A 20,336-nucleotide genomic window follows, 5' to 3' on the forward strand; every position below is an offset into this window, starting at 1 on the left:
GCGCGAGATGGGTACGGTTCCGCTGCTTACCCGTGAGGGCGAAGTTGAGATCGCGAAGCGCATTGAGCGCGGCCAGTTGCGCGTCATGAAGGCCATCTCGCGCTCGCCGATCGTCATTCGCGAGATTCTCGCTCTAGGCGACGACCTGAAGCGCGGCGTACGCAACATCAAGGAAGTTGTCACCTTCGACGAAGAAGAGCTGACCGAAGAGATTCTGATGTCGCGCGTCAAGGCGACCGTCAAGAAGATCGACGCTATCTCCAATCACCAGAAGAAGGCCGAGGAGTACACGGCCAAGCTGGCCGATGGCAAGCTGAAGTCGCACAAGGATCAGCGCAAGCACCGCTGGCTGGTCGGGCGCGAGCGTGTGAAGGCGACGCGCATCGTGCGCGAGCTGAAGTACACCAACTCTGAGAAGAAGCGCCTGCTCGACAAGGTCAACAAGACCGTCGACTCCATGCGTACGTTGGAGCGCCAGATCAAGTCGCTGGACCAGAAGTTCGAGGCATCGCGTTCCGAAGAGCTGAAGAAGGAATACCGCCGCCAGCAGAAGAACTGCCGCACCGACCTGGAGCGCCTGGAGAGCGAAGCCGGCCTCACCATCGAGGAGCTGAAGCGCACGCAGCGCGAGATGATCCAGGGCGACATGGACGCGGAGAAGGCCAAGCGTGAGCTGATCGAGGCCAACCTTCGTCTCGTGGTCTCCATCGCGAAGAAGTACACCAATCGCGGCCTGCAGTTCCTCGACCTGATTCAGGAAGGCAACATCGGCCTGATGAAGGCCGTCGATAAATTCGAGTACCGCCGCGGTTACAAGTTCTCCACCTACGCCACCTGGTGGATCCGYCAGGCSATCWCSCGMGCSMTSGCSGACCAGGCCCGYACSATCCGTATCCCGGTGCACATGRTCGAGRYCATCAACAAGCTGATCCGCACCAGCCGTCAGCTGGTGCAGGAGCTTGGCCGCGAGCCCAGCTCGGAAGAGATCGCGAAGCGTATGGATATCCCGGTCGCGAAGGTCCGCAAGGTCCTGAAGATCGCGCAGGAGCCCATCTCGCTGGAGACGCCGATCGGTGAAGAGGAAGATTCGCACCTTGGCGACTTCATTGAAGACCGCATGGCCGTCTCTCCGTCCGACGCCGTGATCTCGGTGAACCTGAAGGAGTACACCTCGCAGGTACTGCGCACGCTGACCCCGCGCGAAGAGCGCGTGATCAAGATGCGCTTCGGCCTCGAAGACGGCTCCGAGCACACGCTCGAAGAAGTCGGCCAGAGCTTCCAGGTCACCCGCGAGCGCATCCGCCAGATCGAAGCCAAGGCGCTGCGCAAGCTGCGTCATCCCAGCCGCAGCCGCAAGCTGCGTGCCTTCGTCGATGGCGTGAAAGAGATCTAACGCTGCCGCGTTAGCATAGAGACAAAGGCCGCGATTCGCTCGCGGCCTTTGTATTGTTCAAATGTCTTCGCTCTTCGAACCCACACCGCCGAACATCCTGCCGGAGCTTCATCAGCGGCTGCTTGCCTTCTATGGCAAGCCCGCTCCGCGCGATGTGTGGGACCCGCTGACACAGTTGATCTATTCACTGCTCTCGGCCCGTACCAAGACAGAAGTGTCGCTGCAGATCATCCGCGACCTGCGCAACCGCTTCGATGGCTGGCAGGGTGACTGGACACGGCTGCGCGATGCCTCCATCGAGGAGATTGAAGAGGTCATTCGGCCGGTAACGCACTACGAGAAGAAATCGCACCAGTTGAAGGAAACGCTCCAGCAGATCAGCGACCGCATCGGCGTGCTGCGGTTGGAGCCGCTCGGGCGATATCGCACGGAGAAGATCCGCGCCTGGATCGAGCAGCTTCCAGGTGTCGGCGTGAAGACCTCCGCGGCCGTCGTCAACTTCACCACATTACGTCGCCGCGCGCTGTGTATCGACGGCCATCACCAACGCATTGCGCAGAGGTTGGGCCTAAGTTCTCCCAAAGCCGATGCGCGCCAGGTGGAGGCAGACCTGATGGCGCTGGTGCCTGAGGAATGGACGCCGGAGATGCTGGACGAAGATCACTCACTCTTCAAACTGCATGGACAGACACTGTGCACGAAGAATGAGCTGCGCTGCCGCAAGTGCCCGCTGCTTGATCTATGCCCGACGGGCAAGGAAAGGGCCACGCCGAAGCGTGGCCCATATCCGGTCGATTGACGAACTAGAGCGTTTTCCCCGTTGCTGGGTATCCCGGAAGAGCGTACAGCGGCGTTTTCATTGCGGAAAACGCCCATAGGGTGCGGAAGCCCTACACTACACCCACAGGGAAAATGCTCTACTGCTTCGGTGTTGCGTCGACGRTCCACTCCTCAATCGGCGCCAGATTCAGATCTTTCAGACCGGCTTCGATCTTGGCCTTGTCGCCAACGGCAACCAGAATCATCTGGTCTGGATGGATGTAGGAGGTCGCTGCCTCTGCAGACTGCTTCAACGTCACTGCATCGACCTTCGCAGGCAGAGCACGATAGTACGTAAGCGGTAGACCATAGGTGAAGATATTGCCCATGGCCCCAACCACACCAGCGTTGGTTTCGAAGTCGCCAGGCAGCGAACGGGCATAGCTGTCGCGCGCCATCTTCAGCTCGCTATCGCTCAACGGCTCGGTGCGGATGCGCGTCAGCTCACGCATCAGCTCTTTGGCAGCCGGCGCAGTGACATCCGTACGAACAGAAGCACCAGCCAGGAACGGCCCATTGCCGCGGCGGAAGGTAAAGCGCGAGCTTGCCCCGTAGGTGTAGCCGTCCGGCTTGCCGAGCGAGTTGTGCCCATAGGCGCTTGTGGGACCAAACAGGGCGGCAGCGCCGACCTGCTGCGCCACGATCGGCGGCTGATCGCGCTGCTGCAGCAACTGCGTCAGGCGGCGCTTGCGCACACGCTCCACCTCACCTCCATCGAAGGCAGGATGCAACGCCACATCCGCAAAGAGGTCGACGGCGTTGTCCAGCTTCGTCGTCAGTCCGCCCACAGAGACACTCATCGCGTCAGAGGTAGCGGTTCCGTTGAGTGAGAGCGCAAGGTCTCCCGTCTGATCCGCAATCGCCGTCGCCGAGCGAGTCTTCGTCCCCTCGGTCAGCATCGCCGCAGCGAAGCCGGCAACGCCGGGCTTATCCGTTGGATCCTGCGAAGCTCCACTGAGTGAAACCAGGTTCGCAGCAAAGAGCGGCAGCTTATGGTTCTCCGCCACATAGACCTTCAGGCCATTCGCGAGCGTAAAGGTCTGCGGCACCGGGAGAGCAAAGGACGGCGTCGGTCCGGGCTTGGGCGCAGTCTTGCGCCATGCCTGCGCCGCATCAAACTCGGCGGTATACTCCTTTTCGATCTTGACGTCGGCATCCGTATTCTCCGGACTGCGCGCAACGTCATGAATCACCTTCTCACCGGGCACACCATAGACAACGACACGATGATTGCTCGCCAGCAGATCCTGCGCATACTTCATCACAGAAGCACCATCCGCATTCTGATAGCGGGCGATATCTTTCGGAAGATATCCGGGGTCGCCGGTGAAATGGTTGTAGTAATTCAGCTTGTCTGCAACAACACCAATGCGCTCCAGGGGACGAATCAGGCTGGCGATGGATTTGGTGCGGGCACGCTCCAGCTCTTCCGGCGTCGCACCATTCTTCAGAAACTCATCGATCACCGCGTTCGCGGCCTTCTCCAGATCTGCAGCTTTGGTACCGGGACGTGCTGTGRTCTCGCAATTGAAGATCGAAGCCACCTGAGCTGACTCGTTGTAGCACTGCGCTGCCTGTGCGATCTGCTGCTCGTAGACCAGCTTCTTATACAGACGGCTGGAACGCCCACCGCCCAGAACATCGGCTGTGATGTCCATCTCGGCATCGCCCGGAGCAAACGCCTTGGGCGAGAGCCATGCAAGGTAGACCTTCTCCAGTTGCACGGTATCGGTCACCGTGAGCCGCTTCTCTTCCGTGATCGACGGCGTCACGACATCGAGCTTCGGTACGGTCTCACCCTTCTGCAAGGGACCAAAGTACTTCTCCACCAGAGCCTTTGCCTGAGCCTTATCGAAGCTGCCGGCGACGACCAGCGTGGCATTATTCGGCGCATAGTAGGTCTTGAAGAAGTCGCGGACATCAACCAGGCGTGCCGCCTCGATGTCCTTGTGCGAACCGATCACGACACCGTGGTAGGGATGCGGTTCCGGGAACAGGTTGCCGTAGACCTCTTCTTCCACAACACCGTAAGGCTGGTTCTCACGCGACTGGCGGCGCTCATTCCGCACTACATCCCGCTGATTGGTCAGCTTGGCGCGATCCAGCGTATCCAGCAGAAAACCCATGCGGTCGCTCTCCAGCCACAAGGCGAGCTCAAGCTGATTCGAGGGCACCGTCTCGAAGTAGTTCGTACGGTCGAAGTTCGTGCTTCCGTTGATGTCGGATGCGCCTGCCGCCTCGAGATACTTGAAGTGATTCTTCTCACCCACATTCCTCGATCCTTCAAACATCATGTGTTCGAAGAGATGCGCGAAACCGGTGCGGCCTGGGCGTTCATTCACCGCGCCGACGTGATACCAGACGTTCACGCTGACCAGAGGCAGGGACTTATCTTCGGTAAGAAGAACCTGCAGACCGTTGGGCAGACGGTACTCTTCGTAGGCCATGGTGGGCGCTTTAATCGCTGATGTCTGCGCCAGCGAAGAGACGGTAAGGACGAAAGCAGAAAAGAGAGCTGCAATGCGCAGTTTCATTGGGGACCTACTCCGTGGAAGCAGAATTGGGTTCACTTCAGGGCGTGTCATCCAATTGCTGTCGTCAGCGTTGCGAGCGAAAATTCGTCCAGACGAGGCGGAGGTCGAAGGCTGTGGTTGTTCCCACTGTCGAGGCCGACAACGAAGTATGGACGAATTTGCACCGCAACCCAAGGGCCGGGCAGATTTTCCCAATCTCTTCGTCATTCGTCGTTCCAGTAGACCAGCTACAGTTCTCTCCTCACTCCTAGAGCTCAGAAAAATCTGCTCCCGGCGCTGACCACAGCAATTGGATGACACGCCCTAGCGTATCTCCGTCCACGCCAAAACGAAAGAGGCTGCGCCATGCGCAGCCTCCATGTGAAATGGGTGGGATGAGGGAGACTAAGCTGCGGCCGCCGGAGTAAACCCGTCGCAACCGCTGATCGGAGTGACCTTCAGGTGCAGGCCGGAATGCTTCGGATGACCGCAGTCGTCCACTACCGTTGCTTCCGCCTGGTGGCTGGTGACAATGGAGATAAGTTTGTTGTCTCTATGCGTCTCACCGAAGTGAGAACAAAGCCCGCATTGACCGTTCGAAATCTGCATAAGAAACCTCCATTCGATTCGATTAGAGATCGCGGCAACGCCCTCACGTTGCCTTGCCAAGCATCATGCGCCTCTTTCCGGAAGCTGTAAATTCCGACAAAACCAGACCGACATTCTGCTATATATCTACGGAACCGCAACTTCACCGGCTGCGTATCTGGCTGCGAGAGAAAGAGGTATCGGATGACAGGCGATCCTTACACAGCAGGCATGACAGACGCGCAGCGCGCGTACTTCTACTCCGAATATCAGAATCAGCGTAAGGATGAGGTCGCAGGCATCCTGTTCGCCTTCTTCCTGGGAAGCTTCGGCGCACATCACTTCTACCTGAAGCGCAACAGCATGGGTATCCTGTACGCTTGTTTCTTCTGGACCGGGATTCCTGGCCTGGTTGCACTGGTTGAGTGCTTCTTCATGCCGGGACGTGTGCGAGAGTACAACGCTCTGCTGGCTCTACAGATACAGCAGATGATTCTGAATGGCACACCGGCGCCTGCAACCCCGCCCGCTAACAACCATAATCCCTATCACGCCAACGGCCGTGTCTGCAGCCAGTGCGGTGCGCAGTTGGAGCAGGGCGCCCAGTTCTGCCCGAAATGCGGCACGCGGGTTGCATAGGACATGCTCTTGGGCGTATCGATAAATTCGGTCGAACCAGTACTCTGAGCGCTGAAGGCGCGTTCTATACCCAGCCTGGGGCAAGGCCCCAGGTTTCGGGGCATGTGAAACGATCAAAGGGCTGAAAGCCCGCTCTATAACTCCCAATGCAAAGCGAATCTATGAACACACCGTAGAAGAAATTCTGCCTGCGAGGGAAAAGCCGGGCTCATATGCCCGGGGGCACCACTCTGATAAACAAATTCGCTCGGGCTCCCAATATCCCACCCATTGCGTTGCGATGGATGGGCATCCAGTGCATGGGCTCTATCAAACATGTCGATCCCTCTAGCCCTTCCTAACAACAAAAGCGCGGGCTCTTGAGCCCGCGCTTTGTACTTGAGTCAATCTCCGCTTACGACAGCGAATGCAGATAGTCGAAGTCGGCCTTTGCCGCCTCAAGCGGAGGCAGCGTGTAAGGAGCTTCCTGCTCGACGAAGATATGCTCGACTCCGGTGCCCTTTACGCTGGCGAAGATCGCCTTATAGTCCACCTTGCCCTTGCCGATCTCCGTACCCTTGGCGCTCTCGCCGGTCTTACCGCTCTCCCAACTTGAGAAGTCCTTGATGTGCAGCATCTTGATGCGACCGGGGAACTTCTTCACGTAGTCGCCCGGCTTGTATCCGGCGACGGTGATCCAGCCGCAGTCGATCTCGAACTTCACATTGGCCGGGTTGGTGTTCTTGAGCAGATAGTCGTAGCCTGGAACGCCATCCACCACTTCAGACCGGCGTCATCCAGCACCTTGCGGAACTCGGCCGCTGTTTTAATGGTGCCGTAACCAGCCGTCTCAACTTCCTTGTAGCCCATCCCGGCAATCTGCTTCACGGTGCCCACGGTGTCTTTCATCATGGGATCGCGCACGGTGTAAAGCTGGATACCGAGAGGCAGGCCGAGCGGATCGGCCCATGCCATCCGTCCCATCACACCTGCCGCCGCAACCGCCGCCGCGCCGCCCATAAACTGCCGCCGATTCATCCGCATCTCTCTTTTCTCCTTGTGGGAAACCTTCGATTGCGAGTCTCTGCGCTTTTCTGGTGGCTTGTCAATCTGCGTCATGTAATATTGGCTGCACCCATCCCCGAGGAGACCATCGATGAAACGCTTCGCCGCGCTTGTACTCTCGCTAACGGCCACCGCCTTTGCCGCCACCACCACTCCTGTTGCAGGCAGTTGGAAGATCTATGGCGACGTCAACGGCTATCCGGTCAATGAGAGCTGCACGTTCTCGATCGACAAAGACAATAAGATCACCGGGAAATGCTCGCTCAGCAACAAGTCGTACGACGTGACTGGGACGCTGGAGGACACGAAGCTTACCTTCAAGCATGGCGGCGAGTATGAAGGCCAGGCGCTCATTCTGACCTGGGTCGGCACCATCGCGGAAGACGGCTCACTGGCTGGCACCATCGATGTACAGCCTCTCGGCTATCCCGGCACCTTCACGGCCAAGAAGGCAGAAGACGACAAGCCGAAGGCTGACGATAAGCCCGCAGCGGCGCAATAATAATCTCAATCCGGGAGGCTTCGCATGTTGAAGCTGATTGCAGCTGTCTTTGTTCTCGCCGTAGTCATCATTCTGGTTCTGGCCGCTACCAAGCCGGCCACCTTCCACGTCGAGCGTTCCGCCACCATTGCAGCTCCGCCGGAAAAGATCGCCGCCTTCGTCACCGACTTCCATCACTGGGACGCATGGTCTCCGTGGGCAAAGCTCGACCCAGCGATGCAGGTAACTTACTCCGGACCAGACTCGGGAACGGGCGCCATCTATCACTGGAAGGGCAACAGTAAGGTCGGCGAAGGCGAGATGGAGATCCTCTCCGCCACGCCGGAAAAGACCGGCATCCGTCTGGACTTCATCAAGCCCTTCGAAGGCAAGAACACGGCAATGTTCTACTACTCCGGTTCGCCTGCCGGCCCCACGACAGTCCGCTGGACCATGGACGGCCCCTCCAGCTTCATGACGAAGCTCATGATGGTCTTTACCAGCATGGACAAGATGGTTGGTCCGGACTTTGAGCGCGGCCTGACTAATCTGAAGTCAGCTGCCGAACATCCGTAGCAGGCATGTGCCCGGCGAAGACCACGCGGTTCCGTCCTGTCCGCTTGGCCTGGTAGAGGGCATCGTCTGAGAGTTGACGCAGCGTGTCCAGATCGTGAGCGTCTGCCGGATAGATAGCGACACCGATACTGATGGTGATGGGGATAATCAGACCGTTGATATGCAATGGCCGGTCAAATAGCCGTAGCAGGCTTTCTGCCAGGCTCCTGGCGCCATCCTCTGACGAGATGTGGTTGACGATCAGGGTGAACTCCTCGCCACCGGTGCGCGCCAGTGTATCGCTCTGCCGAATACGCGACTGCATCCGCGCTGCTGCCTGTTTCAGGCACTCATCGCCAACCAGATGGCCGTAGGTGTCGTTGATATGTTTGAAGCGGTCGAGATCGAGCGTCATTAGCGCCGCCGGTTTGTCGCTGCGCTGCGCGATGGCAAGCCACTGGCTCATGCGGTCTTCCAACAGCGTCCTGTTCGGCAGACCAGTCAGGTGATCGTGTTGTGCCTGGCGCACCAGCTCCCGGTTGAGTTCCACGTGCTCAGTCGTGTCGACCACCAGCAGAAACCGCGCCCACTGGCCCTGGAAGGTAACCGGATACATCGTCATCTCCGCGTGAAAGCTGCTTCCATCCTTTCGGCGGGTGAGCGTCTGATACCTTTCGAACCTTCGTTCATACCGCAACATCTCCGCGCGTGCCGCTGCATCCTCCGGCGGGAAGATCTCCGGAACCGACAACCCGAGGAACTCTTCCATGCCATAGCCGTAGACCCGAAGCGCAGCCTCGTTGGCCGAGAGGATGAAGGACGATTCCCAGCCGGGTCTGTCCCCCATCCACCAGTACAGCGGATATTGCAGCGCCCAGAAGAAGAAGCCCTGCGATGCGATCCACTGGCCCGCGAGGTTGCGTGACGGCAGCGTCAGGAACATCAGACCGCAGGCAGTGAAGATCTCCGCCAGAATGACGGCGTAGATCACCTCCATCTGATTGGTGGCTACCAGCCGGAGCATGACCGCGCCGGAGACCACCGCCAGGATATCGAGCACCAGCAGCCGCACCTTCGATTGCAAGCCATAGCTACGCCGCAGCGACCAGTCCGCCAGCACCTCCCCGCCGACGATCAGAACAACGATCATCCACTTGCGTGCCGTCCCGTTATTGATCAGGAGAATTCCAAGGCACGCAGGAACACTCAGCGCAAGGCCAAAGCTGCACAACTGCCGGAACGTAAGGTCCTTCTGCCCGAAGGAGAGTAGGAAAGCGATTCCCGCAAAGACGATGGCCCATATCCGTACCGTCTCAATGACGGGGGTGCTGATATGGGAGATCTGCTCCCACTCCCAGATGGCCATGCTGGTAAGCTCCAGCAGCCAGCCGGCGAGCCATAGCCGGTAGCGACGCTGCGGCCTTCCCTTTTGCAGCGCGGCAAAAAAGAAGGTCATCAGCGGGACCATGATCAGATCGAACAATTCTTGCCGCATCAGGCTCCCGGACTACAGACCTGCGCCTTCCAGTTCAGCAGAGATTTCCAAGGCATCAATTACTGTTACTATCCCATCCGAAACGCCGCATTGCAGCAGAAGTTTTTCTGCARATCCGCGACGGTAACGGTTTTGGGTAATGTTGAAATGTGATTGGAGCACATCTACATGCGTAAAGTCCTGGTGATCGATGTCGGCGGCACCCATATCAAAGTCCTGGCCACCGGAAAAAAGACCGCCATCAAGATCGCTTCCGGACCGGACGCGACTGCCACTTACATGGCAGAAGAGGTACTGGCAGCTACCGAATCCTGGCAGTACGACTGCGTCTCCATTGGTTTTCCTGGTCCGGTGGTCGGCAACCGCCCGGCCGACGAACCGCATAATCTCGGCTCCGGCTGGGTGGACTTTGATTATGAAGCGGCCTTCGGGAAGCCGGTCCGCATCCTGAACGATGCAGCCATGCAGGCCCTGGGCAGCTACAAGGGCGGCCGCATGCTCTTTCTCGGCCTGGGCACCGGCCTGGGCTCCGCAATGATTCTGGACGGCGCCATCGCTCCCATGGAGCTGGCACACCTGCCCTATCGCAAGGGCAAAACCTACGAAGAGTATGTCGGCAAAGAGGGCCTGGAACGCCGCGGCCGCAAGCGCTGGCAGCGGTCTGTCCACGACATCATCGAGCGCCTGCGCGCTGCCCTGCTCTGCGAATACGTGGTGCTCGGCGGAGGCAATGCCAAGCTGCTGGACGAACTGCCCGAGGGCGTCCTGCTCGGCGAAAACGTGAACGCCTTTGCCGGCGGCTTCCGCCTCTGGGAACCTCCGAAGAAAGAGGCATCGCCTCACGCCGCCATCGATGCCGGCCGGGCGCATGTCCGCCTGTCAGCGGCACAGAAGCACCAGGAAGCGCATCCCCGGAAAAGCTAGTTGGTTGGTTGAATAGTTGAATGGTTGAATAGTTCCCTTAGCCCCTGTGGCAGCCGCAGAGTTCGCGGGCTGGAACACCGACGTCCCGAGACACTATTCAACTATTCAACAATTCAACTATTCAACCAAAGAGCCGTTGCTGCGCCGGTCCCCTCACAGCCGCCGCAGGCATCTTCTGTGCGGTCTCCTGCGAGAGCAGGGAGTCCATCGCACGCTTATTCAGGCCGTGCTTGCGGCAGATCGCCGTTACCATCGCGCTCAGGCGTGCAGCGTAGGCTTTGTCGGCAAAGTCCCGATCCTGGAACCGGCGGGCGTATTCCGGCCCCAGGTCGGGAAAGTGTTCGCGGATGAAGCTCAGGTAGGTAGGTCGCGAACACGGTTTCAGGAACAGCGGGTTGGCGGCAAAGAAACAGGCTCCGTGGTCAGCGGCCAGCTTCGCCATGCGATCGATCGCTGTCATGGTGTCGGTAATACCGGGCAGCAGCGGTGAGTTCAGAACGCCCACGATGATGCCCGCCTGACGGAGCTTCTGCACGGTCGCCAGCCGCAAGTCGGGACGCGGAGCGCGCGGCTCCAGCTTCCGCGCCAGCTCCACGTCCGGTGTGGTGACGGTGAGGTGCACCACCAGAACGCTCTTGCGGGCGATCTCCTGCAGCAGATCGAGGTCACGGAGGATAAGCGTGGACTTGGTCACGATGCCGAGACGGATTCCGCTACGGCGCGCCAGAACCTCCAGCAGGCTCCGCGTCACCTTCTGCCGCCGCTCGATCGGCTGCCATGGATCGGTCGCCGTACCGAGCGCGATCTCGTCCGTGATGTGTCCCTGTCTCTCCAGCCGGCGCAACTCCTGCTCCAACAGCCAGGCTGCGTTCTCCTTGACGAAGATCTTCCGTTCGAAGACCTCCGGATCGTGAAAGTCCGGCTGGCCTTCCGCAGGTCCATCCTTCGGCGCCAGAAACTCATGGGTATACCGCGCATAGCAGTAGCGGCAACCAAACTCGCATCCGCGGTAAGGGTTAATGCTCCAGGCCATCCAATGCATCCGCTTGGAAACGGAGCGGTTGAGGATGCCGCTAACCTTCATCCCGCAGAACTCGACATCGTGGCCGTCATCTACATGTTCGGCCTGCGCCGCCATACGGACCATACCGGTAGCTCCCGGCAGAATGGGGAAGAGTTCTTTCGCTTTTTCTTCGCCATCCATGAAACGAGCTTAGGCCCGTTCCAGCGGTCCGTCAAGCGTGCATTCTGTGGAAGGATTTAGGGCGTACAGCGGCGTTTTCGTTGCAGAAAACGCCCATTGGATGGAGAGCTTCTAACCGCGATGGTAATGGCGGCGGGCCGCCTTATGGCGACGGTGCGCACGAACATTGGTACGGTGAGTCCGAGCCATCATGGCGTCGGCGAGAGGTGCAAAGCAGAACAACATCAGAAGTGCGAGGACGATCGAACGTTTGTACATAATGCCGCGATGATGACACGGTTCCCTGCTGATGGGAAGGAATCTTCTACGCTACCTATCAATATCTTTTTGTTTGTCATCCTGAGCCGAACGGGGTCCCCGGCCAGCTTCGCTGGCTGGGGCAGGGAGGCGAAGGACCCGCTTCTCTACCGAGACATCCCAAACCGGGTGCCCCACCCTCACGAAGTTAGGGTGGGCGAAGAAGCCACGAGTAATCAAAGAACGGATCGAGCTTGCGCTCGATACTCCCAGGTAAGCTTCGCGTACCTGGGGCACCCGATTATGGGCTCACCGGATACTGGTGATACGTTCTAACTTCCCGCAATCGTAATTCCTTCAATCCGAATCGTCGGGCTCGCACTCGATGACCGGAAGTTCAGATCATTCCCGATCGCCACAATATTGCGGTACATGTCCTTCAGATTGCCGGCGATGGTGATCTCTTCCACCGGATACGCCAGCTCGCCATTCTCGATCCACAGACCGCTGGCGCCCTGCGAATAATCGCCCGTCACCAGGTTCACCCCGAAGCCCATCGTCTCCGTTACGTACAGGCCGCTCTTCACATCGCCGATCAACTGCTGCGGCGTGATGCTGCCGGGCTGCAGGAAGAAGTTCCCCGCACCGATACCAGGCGTGCCCGCCAGGCCGCGCGAAGCATTGCCCGTCGACCGCAGCCCCAGCTTGCGGCCGGTGTAGCTGTTGAGGACGTAGCTCTTCAGCACGCCGTTCTCGACAATAACGGTGCGGCGCGTCGGCAGGCCCTCTCCATCGAAAGGCGAGGTACCGAACCCCGCCGCACCGTTGAAGACCAGCGTCCCGTCATCGACGATGGTGACGTTCTCTCCGGCAACCTGCTCGCCGAGTTGGCCGGCGAAGAAGCTGGCGTGGCGATAGATCGCGTCCCCGTTCGCAGCATCGAAGATATTCGACATCAGGCTGCGCGCGATCTCCGGCGAGAAGACGACCGGAGCTTTCTGCGTCGGCACACGACGCGCTCCCAGGCGGCGCAGGGCGCGGCGGGCCGCTTCTTTTCCGACCTCTTCGGGTGACTCCAGAGCTCCAATACGCCGTGCCGCGGAGTACCAGTAGTCGCGCTGCATGGTTCCCGTCGTGTCCTGCGCGATGGGAGAGACAGAGAACCCGCAGTAGCTGCGGCGATACTCGCCACTGAAGCCGCGCGAGTTAACGACGATCTTGCGCGAGGTAGCGGCGTCGAAGTCCGCTCCTGAGGAGTTCTGGATGCGCGTATCCGCCGCCATCGCCGCAGCCTCGCACCGGCGCGCCATCTCGATGCGCTGCTCCACCGGAAGCGAGTAGACATCGTCGAAGTACAGGCCCAGATCGCCGGACAACGAACCAAACTCATCCGGCTCCGGAAGTCCGGCGAAGGGATCTTCACTGGTAATCTTCGCCAGTCCGACTGCACCTTCCACCAGGCGGCGGATCGATGCTTCCGACAGATCCGACGAAGACGTGTTCGCCGTCCGCTGCCCGATAAAGACCCTTAGACCAACGGCACGTGAACCCGACTCCTGCAGCGTCTCGACCTGGCCCAGACGGACGCTGGTAGAAAACTCATCGCCCTCGTAGACCACAGCCTCGGCGTCCGTGGCGCCGGCCTGCAGGGCGCGCTCCACCACCTGCTGTGCGAGAGAGTTCAGATCCAGTTGCTGCGAGAGTTCTTCCGTTGTCATTGTCATTCCGCCTTCAAGGATATCTGCTGCCACTCCCTGATGTGCGAGACTTCTCCTCGACAGAGGAGAAGGAATGGAGCACACCTCGCAATTTGCGACCTACCCCAGCCTGCGTGACCGCGTCGTGCTGGTCAGCGGCGGAGCCACCGGCATCGGCGAGGCCATCGTGGAGGCCTTCGCCCGGCAGGGTGCCCGCGTCGCCTTCCTGGATCTACATCAGGAAGCAGGCGAGGCGCTCGCCTTGCGGTTGCAACAGAATGGCTTTCCAGCTCCTCTCTTTCTGCGCTGTGACCTGACCGACACCACTGCTGCACAACAGGCTCTACGCGCCGTAGAAACGCAATGGGGAGCGCTCGACGTACTGGTCAACAATGCCGGCAACGACATTCGTCATAGCCTGGACGAAGTTACGCCGGAGCGCTGGGACGAGCTGATGGCCGTGAACCTGAAGCACCAGTTCTTCCTGTCGCAGGCTGCGCTTCCCGGCATGCGGCAAAAGCAGCACGGATCGATCGTCAACATGGGCTCGATCTCCTGGGTCATTCCCTCCACCGACCTGCCCGTCTACACCACCGCCAAAGCCGCAATCGTAGGCCTGACAAAGACGCTGGCCCATCTCGCCGGCAAAGATAACGTCCGCGTGAACTGTGTGATGCCGGGCGCGATTTTGACAGAAAAACAACAACGCCTGTGGCTGACGCCTGAGTACACCGCCACGGTCCTGGGAGCGCAGGCCATCAAACGCATGATCCTGCCGGAGGAAGTCGCACGCCTGGTGCTCTTTCTCGCATCGGACGATAGCGCAGCCATCACAAACCAGTGCCACGTGATCGACGGCGGCTGGATCTAGGGAAGTAGTTGAATGGTTGAATGGTTGAATGGTTTTCAGCGCTGAAGGCGCGTTCTATACCAGCCTGGGGCAACGCCCCAGGTACCCGGCCCAAGAAGAATTAAAGGGCCGAAGGCCCGCTCTATAACTCTGTCGCCTGCCTACCCACCTACGCTTTTTGTTGGGGCACTTAAGGTTGTTTCAAAATCTCAAACGCCTTAATTCGTTCCACCCACAGTCATCTTGTCGAGCTTCACCGTCGGCATACCCACACCCACAGGAACACTCTGCCCACTCTTACCGCAGGTGCCAATCCCCTCATCCAGGGCCAGGTCATTCCCCACCATCGAGACATACTTCAACGCCTCGGGCCCATTACCGATCAGCGTGGCCCCCTTCACCGGAGCCGTCACCTTGCCGTCCTCGATCAGATAGGCCTCGCTCGCCGAGAAGACGAACTTGCCGTTGGTGATATCCACCTGCCCACCRCCGAAGTTCACCGCATAGAGACCGCGCTTGACGCTCTTGATAATGTCCTCGGGCATGTCCTCGCCGTTGAGCATGTAGGTGTTGGTCATGCGAGGCATGGTGATGTGCTGATAGCTCTCACGGCGTCCGCTGCCGGTCGACGGAATCCCCATCAGCCGCGCCGAGAGCTTGTCAGAGAGATAGCCTTTCAGGATGCCGTTCTCGATCAACACATTCTCGCGCGTCGGTGTGCCCTCGTCGTCGACGTTCAGCGATCCGCGCCGATTGGGGATGATGCCGTTATCGACCACCGTTACCTTCGAGCTGGCAACCTGCTGACCAATAAGACCCGCGAACGCCGAGGTCTTCTTGCGATTGAAGTCTGCTTCGAGTCCATGCCCCACAGCCTCATGCAGCAGCACACCCGGCCAGCCAGGACCAAGCACGACCGGCATCTCGCCTGCAGGAGCGGCAATCGCTCCAAGCTGCAGGATGGCCGTACGCGCCGCTTCGTGGGCAAAGTGTTCGGGCGTCTTCACCGTCTCAAAGTAATCAATGGTGATGCGTCCGCCCCCACCGCTGCTGCCGCGCGCCGTATTGGTTCCATCCTTCGCAATGACAAAGACATTGAAACGAGCCAGCGGCTGCGTGTCGCTCGCGAACGTACCATCGCTGGCAGCGACGAGAATGCGGCGCAGCTCATCGTTGTAGCCGGCACGCACCTGCGTAATCCGTGAATCGTAAGCGCGAGCGGCACGATCAGCCCGCAGAATCAGCTCCAGCTTGCCGGCGATCTCAGCATCAGTGCTGGCGCCTGCGACAGGATAAAGCTCCGGCGTCGTGGGCGAGGTGAATCCCTGTACCTGCTGCTTCGCCGGTCCGCTGGCAATCAACGCCGCAGTACGAGCAGCACGTAGCAGCCGCTCCGGCGAGAGATCGTCGGTATACGCAAACCCCGTCCGCTCACCACTCAAAACCCGAATGCCGCAACCAACGCTAATGCCCTGGCTGGCCGACTTCACCAGCGATTCATCAACGCCAATCGAAGTTGACGTCACCGATTCAAAGTAAAGATCGGCATAGTCACCACCGGCGGAAAGAGCCTCACCTAGGCAGCGCTCCATCAGCCGCTCCGAGACGCCGAGAGTATCGATGAAGTAGCGCTTGTGGTCGGCAGCGGAAGGGATCGTCATGAATACAGATTCTACGCTTCCACGGTCCGCCACACTGTTCCCATCGCCCGCGGTTACTCTCTAAGCGGAGGCACGTCTCTGACGCTTTTCCTGCGCCCAGGTTTGTGAAACTGGCCGTTTGATGGTTTTTGGTGCGGTCAGCCTAACGCTCACATTCAGATTCAAATTGACGGCATATCGAATCAGGGTTCCAAACGCAAACTTGGAAAGCTTGCCGTTGAGCAGATTGCTGACTTCAGGCTGATGCACGCCGAGAAGTTGAATCAGATTCTTCTGTGTGAGCTTCTGTTTCTCGATCTGGGCGATCAAATCTCTCCAGAGATCCGCTTTGACTTTTGCCTCCGCTGCCTCCTGCGGAGAAAGCCCCAGGTCATCGAAGATGTCTCCTCTGGTTACGTGCGTCGGCTTATTTTGTACCTTTGTGCTTGGCATCCCGTCGCTCCTCCATGAGCCTTTGACGTACCTGTTTCAATCGCGTTGCTGCTCGATCGAGGTCTTTCTTCTCTGTCTTGCGAGTGTCTTTCTCAAAACAGTCAAGGACATAGAGGACGTCATCGATTCGAGCCAGATACAACAGCCGATACCATTTCGCTTCGTCGTCCGTCTTCAACTCAAAGACGCCCTGACCAATTGAGGGCATCGGTCTAACATCAAGCCGTGCCGGACGCCCTTCCTGCATTTCGCGAAGAGAGTTGCCGAAGTCAATCCTTACCGCCGATGGCCATCCGAGAAGAACTTCTCTGCTATTTCCCTCCCACGAAATAACCGCGGACCTCGGCTTCTGCTCAACAGGTGATTTCGCCGTCACGCCATCTAGATTATAGGAATATTCCTATAAAAACAAAGCTCCCCTAAAACAAAAAGCCCTGCGACTATCTCCTTCTCCGGAATAGTCGCAGGGCCTTTCCAATCTTGTTATTGCTACATGTTCGCCTTGCCGGCGCGCATATCCTCGTTGAACTGGGGCTTGGTGAAGTTCACCGAGTCCTGCATTTCCTTCTCATACTCTGCACGATGATGCATCAGGCCCTCGGTTGGCGTCGCATACTCGGCTCCAGCCGTGAGCTGGATGACGCCGTCCGACGCCAGGGCAGTCGCTACCTTCTTCAGGTCTTCGACCGTGGTGTTCAGATACTGCGCATCGCGCGGATCGAGCACCCATACCGGCTGGCCGCCGCCGAGCACGCCCGAGAGCCAGAAGACCTTCTTCGCGATGAAGTCGAGGCGCTGCTGCTCGACGGTGTCGTTGAAGACGAAGGTCTTGCGCCAGCGTGAGTAGTAGCGGGTCGTGACCGGTACCGGCTGGCGGTTACCGGATTTCACAAACTCCAACTGGCCCTGGTCCATGGTCTTGCGGACGGCGTTGTAGATGAAGCTCTCGGCGAAGGGCTGCTCCATCGCCGGAACGATCTCGGCGAAGGTCAGCGTCATCGACGCCGAGACCTTGGCGTGCAGCACCGGCTGCGCTCCGTCTTCCAGCCAGGCCTCGCCGTGCACGATGTACGTGTCCGCGCCCGAGGTGGAGGTGTGGAAGGGCCACGCGAACTTCGAGAAGCTGATCGGCAGGCCGTGCATGGTGACGTAGGTGTCAGGCCGCGGATTCTTCAGGCGCTTGGCGGAGTCGGCAAAGTAGGTCTTCAGCTCGGCCTGAGTCTCCGCGCGGCCGAAGTCGAAGTCGGCGCTGATCTCCAGCGTCTCAGACTTGCCCTCGGGGTTGGCGAGGGTGAACTTCGCAGTGGGCTTGCCGCTGAAATCGGCACCGGAGGTGGTATTGCTGACCGTAAGACCCGCGACGCGGGCGGCCTCTTCGACCTGCTGCTGCAGGCTGAGCTGGGTTGCTGCTGCCATGGTTCGTGTTTTCTCCAAGAATCTCTATTATTTTAGAGCGTTTTCCCGGTTGCTGGGCATCCCGGAAGAGCGTGCTGCGGCGTTTTCATTTGCGGGAAAACGCCCATAGATGCGGAAACCCTACGCTACACCTACAGGAAAAACGCTCCAGGACATCTGCGGGACTATTTCAGGTCAATCGCCTTGCCATCGGCCGTTGAGAGCTGCGCCCCCAGCACGCCCGCCAAAGTGGGGGCAATCTGCCGCATGTCGATGAGCCCTAAGTCTTTACCTGGTTTCAGGCCGGGTCCCATGATGAAAAATGCCGACCGCAGGGCCGGATCGCTGGCAAGGTAGCCGTGTGCTCCCAGGTTCGAAACTCCGGTCGCCACTTCCGGCTTCAGCTCCGCAATCGCCTGCCAGCCCGGCCGCAAAGCCACCAGGAAGGCCGCTTCCGGATAGCCGCCCATCGCCACCGTCTCCTCGCGGTTGTAGACGTGGCCGATACCGTTGGCCGGATCGATCGCCAACTTACGCAGCAACGCCGATACCGCCTGCTTCGTCTCCGCATCGTTGGGGTCGTTGAGCATGATGGCCGCCGTTCCGCCCGAGACCCACGGCATCGCTTTCCATGAGGTGACGTTGCCCTTCGCGTCCACCGCGATCAGCCCAGCATCGACAAACGCCCTCTTGAGCGAGACGTAGTAGTTCACGGGCTCAAAGCCGTGATCGCTCAGCACACAGAAGATGACGTTCTTGTCCTGCGCGTAGGCAGCGTCGTAGATCTCCTTGAGCAGCTTGTCCTCTTCCTGCACGGCGGCGTTGGCCGCCTCCGAGAAGGGACCGTGATCATGCTGCGCCGTATCCAGACCGGCGAGATGCACTGCCAGTAGACCCGGGTGGTACTGCTTCAGGATGGCGACCGCAAAGGCGACCCGCTTATGGTCGTTGGCGACATCGACCACCTTGCTGGGATAGCGGCCGAGGGTCTTTTCGAGATCCTTCAGCATGCCCGCAGGCGTCGATGCATTTTCGAGCGTACTGCCGTCATCCTGCGGCGACGGGTTCCAGAACTCCGGAATGTTGTAGTCGATGGGAGCGCCCTGGGCCAGCTTGTGTTCTTCGGCGTAGGTTACGTAGTCGGGCCGCATGCCATCGACTGAAACCATAACCACCAGAGGCTTCTTCGCCTGCGCTACGCAGGCGACGGCTGCCGCAAACAGGACAACAAGGAAACGGAACTTCCGCATGACACCCCTTTTGCGCCAACCCCGGCCGAACTGACAACTCCATGGGCGCAACTAGATAATTGTCTCGTGCCGATCGATTCTGTCCAACTCGCCAGCATTCCTACCGAGAGCCGCAACCCCCGCACCACCGCCATCGATTCCCTGCCGACGGAAGAGATGCTGCGCCTGATCAACCGCGAGGACGCGGCCGTGATCACCGCGGTGGAAGCCGAGGTGCCGCACATCGCCGCTGTGTTGGACGCTTTGGTACCTCGCATCGTGGGCGGCGGACGGCTGTTTTATATCGGCGCCGGCACCTCAGGCCGCCTGGGTGTGCTCGACGCCTCGGAATGCCCACCGACCTTCTCCGTTCCGCCGACGCTGGTGCAGGGCCTGATCGCAGGCGGCGATTCGGCGCTGCGTAAGTCGAGCGAGAAATCAGAGGACTCCCGCGAGCAGGGCGCCGCGGACTTAAAAGCAGCGGACTTCACCTCGGGAGACACCCTGGTCGGGATCGCCGCGAGCGGGCGCACTCCCTATGTTCTGGGCGCTATCGCCTGGGCCCGCGAGATCGGCGCGCTGACCGTTGGCCTGTCGTGTGTTCCCGGCTCGCCGCTGGCGAAAGAAGCTGAGATGGAGATCACTCCTCTCACCGGCCCGGAGGTCCTGACCGGCAGCACCCGCATGAAGGCCGGCACCGCGACGAAGCTGGTGCTGAACATGCTGTCGACCGGCCTGATGATCCGCACCGGCCTGACCTACGGCAACCTGATGGTGAACGTGCAGCCGACGAACGAGAAGCTGGTCGATCGCGCCGCCCGCATCATCATGGAGATCACCGGAGTCGATCAGAAAACTGCCGCCGAACTGCTGATCGAAGCCGGCAGTGTAAAGGTCGCGGTAGTGATGCAGAAGCTCGGCCTCTCCACCGATGCGGCCGTCGCCAAGCTGCAACAAGCCGGCGGCCGCTTACGCGAAGCACTGGAAAGCTAACCACCTCAACACTGGATGCCCCATATCTGGCGGCAGCATCGCCAGATGTGGGTGAGCGCCACCGTCATCCAAGCATTCTGCAAACCCACATCTCGGCGTTGCCGAGATATGGGGCACCCAGTTGTTGGGGATCAGCAAATAGAGCATTTTCCCTGTTGCTGGGTATCCCGGAAGGGGTGTGCAGCGG

20 protein-coding genes are annotated in these 20,336 nt (G+C 59.5%); 8 read left to right on the forward strand and 12 right to left on the reverse strand.

Features of this window, described 5'->3' with window-relative positions; translation table 11 throughout:
• On the forward strand, positions 1–1,393 hold a 1,393-nt coding region (rpoD, locus tag AB4043_RS03845; protein WP_442306531.1), incomplete at its 5' end, for an RNA polymerase sigma factor RpoD.
• A 61-nt stretch (positions 1,394–1,454) separates the two neighbouring features.
• Positions 1,455–2,192: an endonuclease III domain-containing protein gene (locus tag AB4043_RS03850; RefSeq protein WP_442300464.1), complete on the forward strand. Its 738-nt coding sequence runs from the start codon at positions 1,455–1,457 to the stop codon at positions 2,190–2,192.
• Between the two features lie 118 nt (positions 2,193–2,310).
• On the opposite strand, the gene AB4043_RS03855 is transcribed toward AB4043_RS03850, so the two are convergent.
• Positions 2,311–4,746, reverse strand: a complete 2,436-nt coding sequence (locus AB4043_RS03855; RefSeq protein WP_442306532.1) for a M16 family metallopeptidase — start codon at positions 4,744–4,746, stop codon at positions 2,311–2,313.
• Between the two features lie 384 nt (positions 4,747–5,130).
• Positions 5,131–5,334 carry a hypothetical protein gene (locus AB4043_RS03860; RefSeq protein ID WP_442300462.1) on the reverse strand — a complete coding sequence of 68 codons (204 nt, stop codon included), beginning with the start codon at positions 5,332–5,334 and terminating at the stop codon, positions 5,131–5,133.
• A 183-nt stretch (positions 5,335–5,517) separates the two neighbouring features.
• Between AB4043_RS03860 and AB4043_RS03865 the strand changes: the two genes are divergently transcribed.
• Positions 5,518–5,952 (forward strand): NINE protein, encoded by a 435-nt coding sequence (locus AB4043_RS03865; RefSeq protein WP_442300461.1) that lies wholly within the window; start codon positions 5,518–5,520, stop codon positions 5,950–5,952.
• A 394-nt stretch (positions 5,953–6,346) separates the two neighbouring features.
• Here AB4043_RS03865 and AB4043_RS03870 read toward each other — a convergent pair whose 3' ends face one another.
• Both AB4043_RS03870 and AB4043_RS03875 read right to left on the reverse strand, forming a co-directional pair.
• On the reverse strand, positions 6,347–6,709 hold the full coding sequence (locus AB4043_RS03870) for a sugar phosphate isomerase/epimerase family protein (RefSeq protein ID WP_442306533.1): 363 nt from the start codon (positions 6,707–6,709) through the stop codon (positions 6,347–6,349).
• Positions 6,652–6,969, reverse strand: coding sequence for a twin-arginine translocation signal domain-containing protein (locus tag AB4043_RS03875; protein ID WP_442306534.1), 318 nt, complete (start codon positions 6,967–6,969; stop codon positions 6,652–6,654). The genes AB4043_RS03870 and AB4043_RS03875 overlap by 58 nt, the downstream gene beginning before the upstream one ends.
• A gap of 118 nt (positions 6,970–7,087) precedes the next feature.
• Here AB4043_RS03875 and AB4043_RS03880 point away from each other — a divergent pair, with 118 nt between their 5' ends.
• Entirely contained in the window at positions 7,088–7,498 is a 411-nt protein-coding gene (locus AB4043_RS03880) for a hypothetical protein (RefSeq protein WP_442300459.1), read from the forward strand.
• Positions 7,499–7,522: 24 nt separating this feature from the next.
• On the forward strand, positions 7,523–8,053 hold the full coding sequence (locus AB4043_RS03885) for an SRPBCC family protein (protein WP_442300458.1): 531 nt from the start codon (positions 7,523–7,525) through the stop codon (positions 8,051–8,053).
• On the opposite strand, the gene AB4043_RS03890 is transcribed toward AB4043_RS03885, so the two are convergent.
• On the reverse strand, positions 8,022–9,527 hold the full coding sequence (locus tag AB4043_RS03890) for a diguanylate cyclase domain-containing protein (RefSeq protein WP_442306535.1): 1,506 nt from the start codon (positions 9,525–9,527) through the stop codon (positions 8,022–8,024). The genes AB4043_RS03885 and AB4043_RS03890 overlap by 32 nt on opposite strands.
• 168 nt (positions 9,528–9,695) lie before the next feature.
• On the opposite strand from AB4043_RS03890, the gene AB4043_RS03895 reads away from it, so the two are divergent.
• Positions 9,696–10,451 (forward strand): ROK family protein, encoded by a 756-nt coding sequence (locus AB4043_RS03895; protein ID WP_442300456.1) that lies wholly within the window; start codon positions 9,696–9,698, stop codon positions 10,449–10,451.
• Between the two features lie 121 nt (positions 10,452–10,572).
• On the opposite strand, the gene AB4043_RS03900 is transcribed toward AB4043_RS03895, so the two are convergent.
• Together AB4043_RS03900 and AB4043_RS03905 are read right to left on the reverse strand one after the other, a co-directional pair.
• The gene (locus tag AB4043_RS03900) at positions 10,573–11,655 is read right to left on the reverse strand and encodes an SPL family radical SAM protein (protein ID WP_442300455.1); all 1,083 of its coding nucleotides are present in this window, start codon (positions 11,653–11,655) and stop codon (positions 10,573–10,575) included.
• A gap of 569 nt (positions 11,656–12,224) precedes the next feature.
• Positions 12,225–13,610 carry a TldD/PmbA family protein gene (locus tag AB4043_RS03905; RefSeq protein ID WP_442300647.1) on the reverse strand — a complete coding sequence of 462 codons (1,386 nt, stop codon included), beginning with the start codon at positions 13,608–13,610 and terminating at the stop codon, positions 12,225–12,227.
• A gap of 73 nt (positions 13,611–13,683) precedes the next feature.
• On the opposite strand from AB4043_RS03905, the gene AB4043_RS03910 reads away from it, so the two are divergent.
• Positions 13,684–14,460, forward strand: coding sequence for an SDR family NAD(P)-dependent oxidoreductase (locus AB4043_RS03910; protein ID WP_442300454.1), 777 nt, complete (start codon positions 13,684–13,686; stop codon positions 14,458–14,460).
• Between the two features lie 197 nt (positions 14,461–14,657).
• On the opposite strand, the gene tldD is transcribed toward AB4043_RS03910, so the two are convergent.
• The 5 genes from tldD to AB4043_RS03935 form a co-directional block, all read right to left on the reverse strand.
• A complete protein-coding gene (tldD, locus tag AB4043_RS03915; protein ID WP_442300453.1) occupies positions 14,658–16,100 on the reverse strand; it encodes a metalloprotease TldD in 1,443 nt (480 codons plus the stop codon).
• Between the two features lie 60 nt (positions 16,101–16,160).
• Positions 16,161–16,532: a helix-turn-helix domain-containing protein gene (locus AB4043_RS03920; RefSeq protein ID WP_442300452.1), complete on the reverse strand. Its 372-nt coding sequence runs from the start codon at positions 16,530–16,532 to the stop codon at positions 16,161–16,163.
• Positions 16,507–16,908, reverse strand: coding sequence for a type II toxin-antitoxin system RelE/ParE family toxin (locus tag AB4043_RS03925; RefSeq protein ID WP_442300451.1), 402 nt, complete (start codon positions 16,906–16,908; stop codon positions 16,507–16,509). The genes AB4043_RS03920 and AB4043_RS03925 overlap by 26 nt, the downstream gene beginning before the upstream one ends.
• Positions 16,909–17,021: 113 nt before the next feature.
• Positions 17,022–17,948, reverse strand: a complete 927-nt coding sequence (locus tag AB4043_RS03930) for a hypothetical protein (RefSeq protein WP_442300450.1) — start codon at positions 17,946–17,948, stop codon at positions 17,022–17,024.
• Positions 17,949–18,112: 164 nt separating this feature from the next.
• Complete coding sequence (locus tag AB4043_RS03935; protein ID WP_442306536.1) at positions 18,113–19,177, reverse strand: alkaline phosphatase family protein; 1,065 nt, start codon at positions 19,175–19,177, stop codon at positions 18,113–18,115.
• Between the two features lie 66 nt (positions 19,178–19,243).
• Here AB4043_RS03935 and murQ point away from each other — a divergent pair, with 66 nt between their 5' ends.
• Positions 19,244–20,149, forward strand: coding sequence for an N-acetylmuramic acid 6-phosphate etherase (murQ, locus tag AB4043_RS03940; protein WP_442300448.1), 906 nt, complete (start codon positions 19,244–19,246; stop codon positions 20,147–20,149).
• Positions 20,150–20,336 lie beyond the last annotated feature (187 nt).

The organism is Terriglobus sp. YAF25, assembly GCF_052113305.1.
GTDB lineage: Bacteria > Acidobacteriota > Terriglobia > Terriglobales > Acidobacteriaceae > Terriglobus.

Bases quoted from the DNA above. Each gene is read 5' to 3' on its own strand.
- AB4043_RS03885 (WP_442300458.1), top strand. From the start codon at position 7,523: ATGTTGAAGCTGATTGCAGCTGTCTTTGTTCTCGCCGTAGTCATCATT.
- AB4043_RS03895 (WP_442300456.1), top strand. From the start codon at position 9,696: ATGCGTAAAGTCCTGGTGATCGATGTCGGCGGCACCCATATCAAAGTC.
- AB4043_RS03880 (WP_442300459.1), top strand. From the start codon at position 7,088: ATGAAACGCTTCGCCGCGCTTGTACTCTCGCTAACGGCCACCGCCTTT.
- AB4043_RS03875 (WP_442306534.1), bottom strand. From the start codon at position 6,969: ATGAATCGGCGGCAGTTTATGGGCGGCGCGGCGGCGGTTGCGGCGGCA.
- AB4043_RS03860 (WP_442300462.1), bottom strand. From the start codon at position 5,334: ATGCAGATTTCGAACGGTCAATGCGGGCTTTGTTCTCACTTCGGTGAG.
- AB4043_RS03905 (WP_442300647.1), bottom strand. From the start codon at position 13,610: ATGACAACGGAAGAACTCTCGCAGCAACTGGATCTGAACTCTCTCGCA.
- AB4043_RS03910 (WP_442300454.1), top strand. From the start codon at position 13,684: ATGGAGCACACCTCGCAATTTGCGACCTACCCCAGCCTGCGTGACCGC.
- AB4043_RS03865 (WP_442300461.1), top strand. From the start codon at position 5,518: ATGACAGGCGATCCTTACACAGCAGGCATGACAGACGCGCAGCGCGCG.
- AB4043_RS03935 (WP_442306536.1), bottom strand. From the start codon at position 19,177: ATGCGGAAGTTCCGTTTCCTTGTTGTCCTGTTTGCGGCAGCCGTCGCC.
- AB4043_RS03930 (WP_442300450.1), bottom strand. From the start codon at position 17,948: ATGGCAGCAGCAACCCAGCTCAGCCTGCAGCAGCAGGTCGAAGAGGCC.
- AB4043_RS03850 (WP_442300464.1), top strand. From the start codon at position 1,455: ATGTCTTCGCTCTTCGAACCCACACCGCCGAACATCCTGCCGGAGCTT.
- AB4043_RS03920 (WP_442300452.1), bottom strand. From the start codon at position 16,532: ATGCCAAGCACAAAGGTACAAAATAAGCCGACGCACGTAACCAGAGGA.
- AB4043_RS03890 (WP_442306535.1), bottom strand. From the start codon at position 9,527: ATGCGGCAAGAATTGTTCGATCTGATCATGGTCCCGCTGATGACCTTC.
- AB4043_RS03900 (WP_442300455.1), bottom strand. From the start codon at position 11,655: ATGGATGGCGAAGAAAAAGCGAAAGAACTCTTCCCCATTCTGCCGGGA.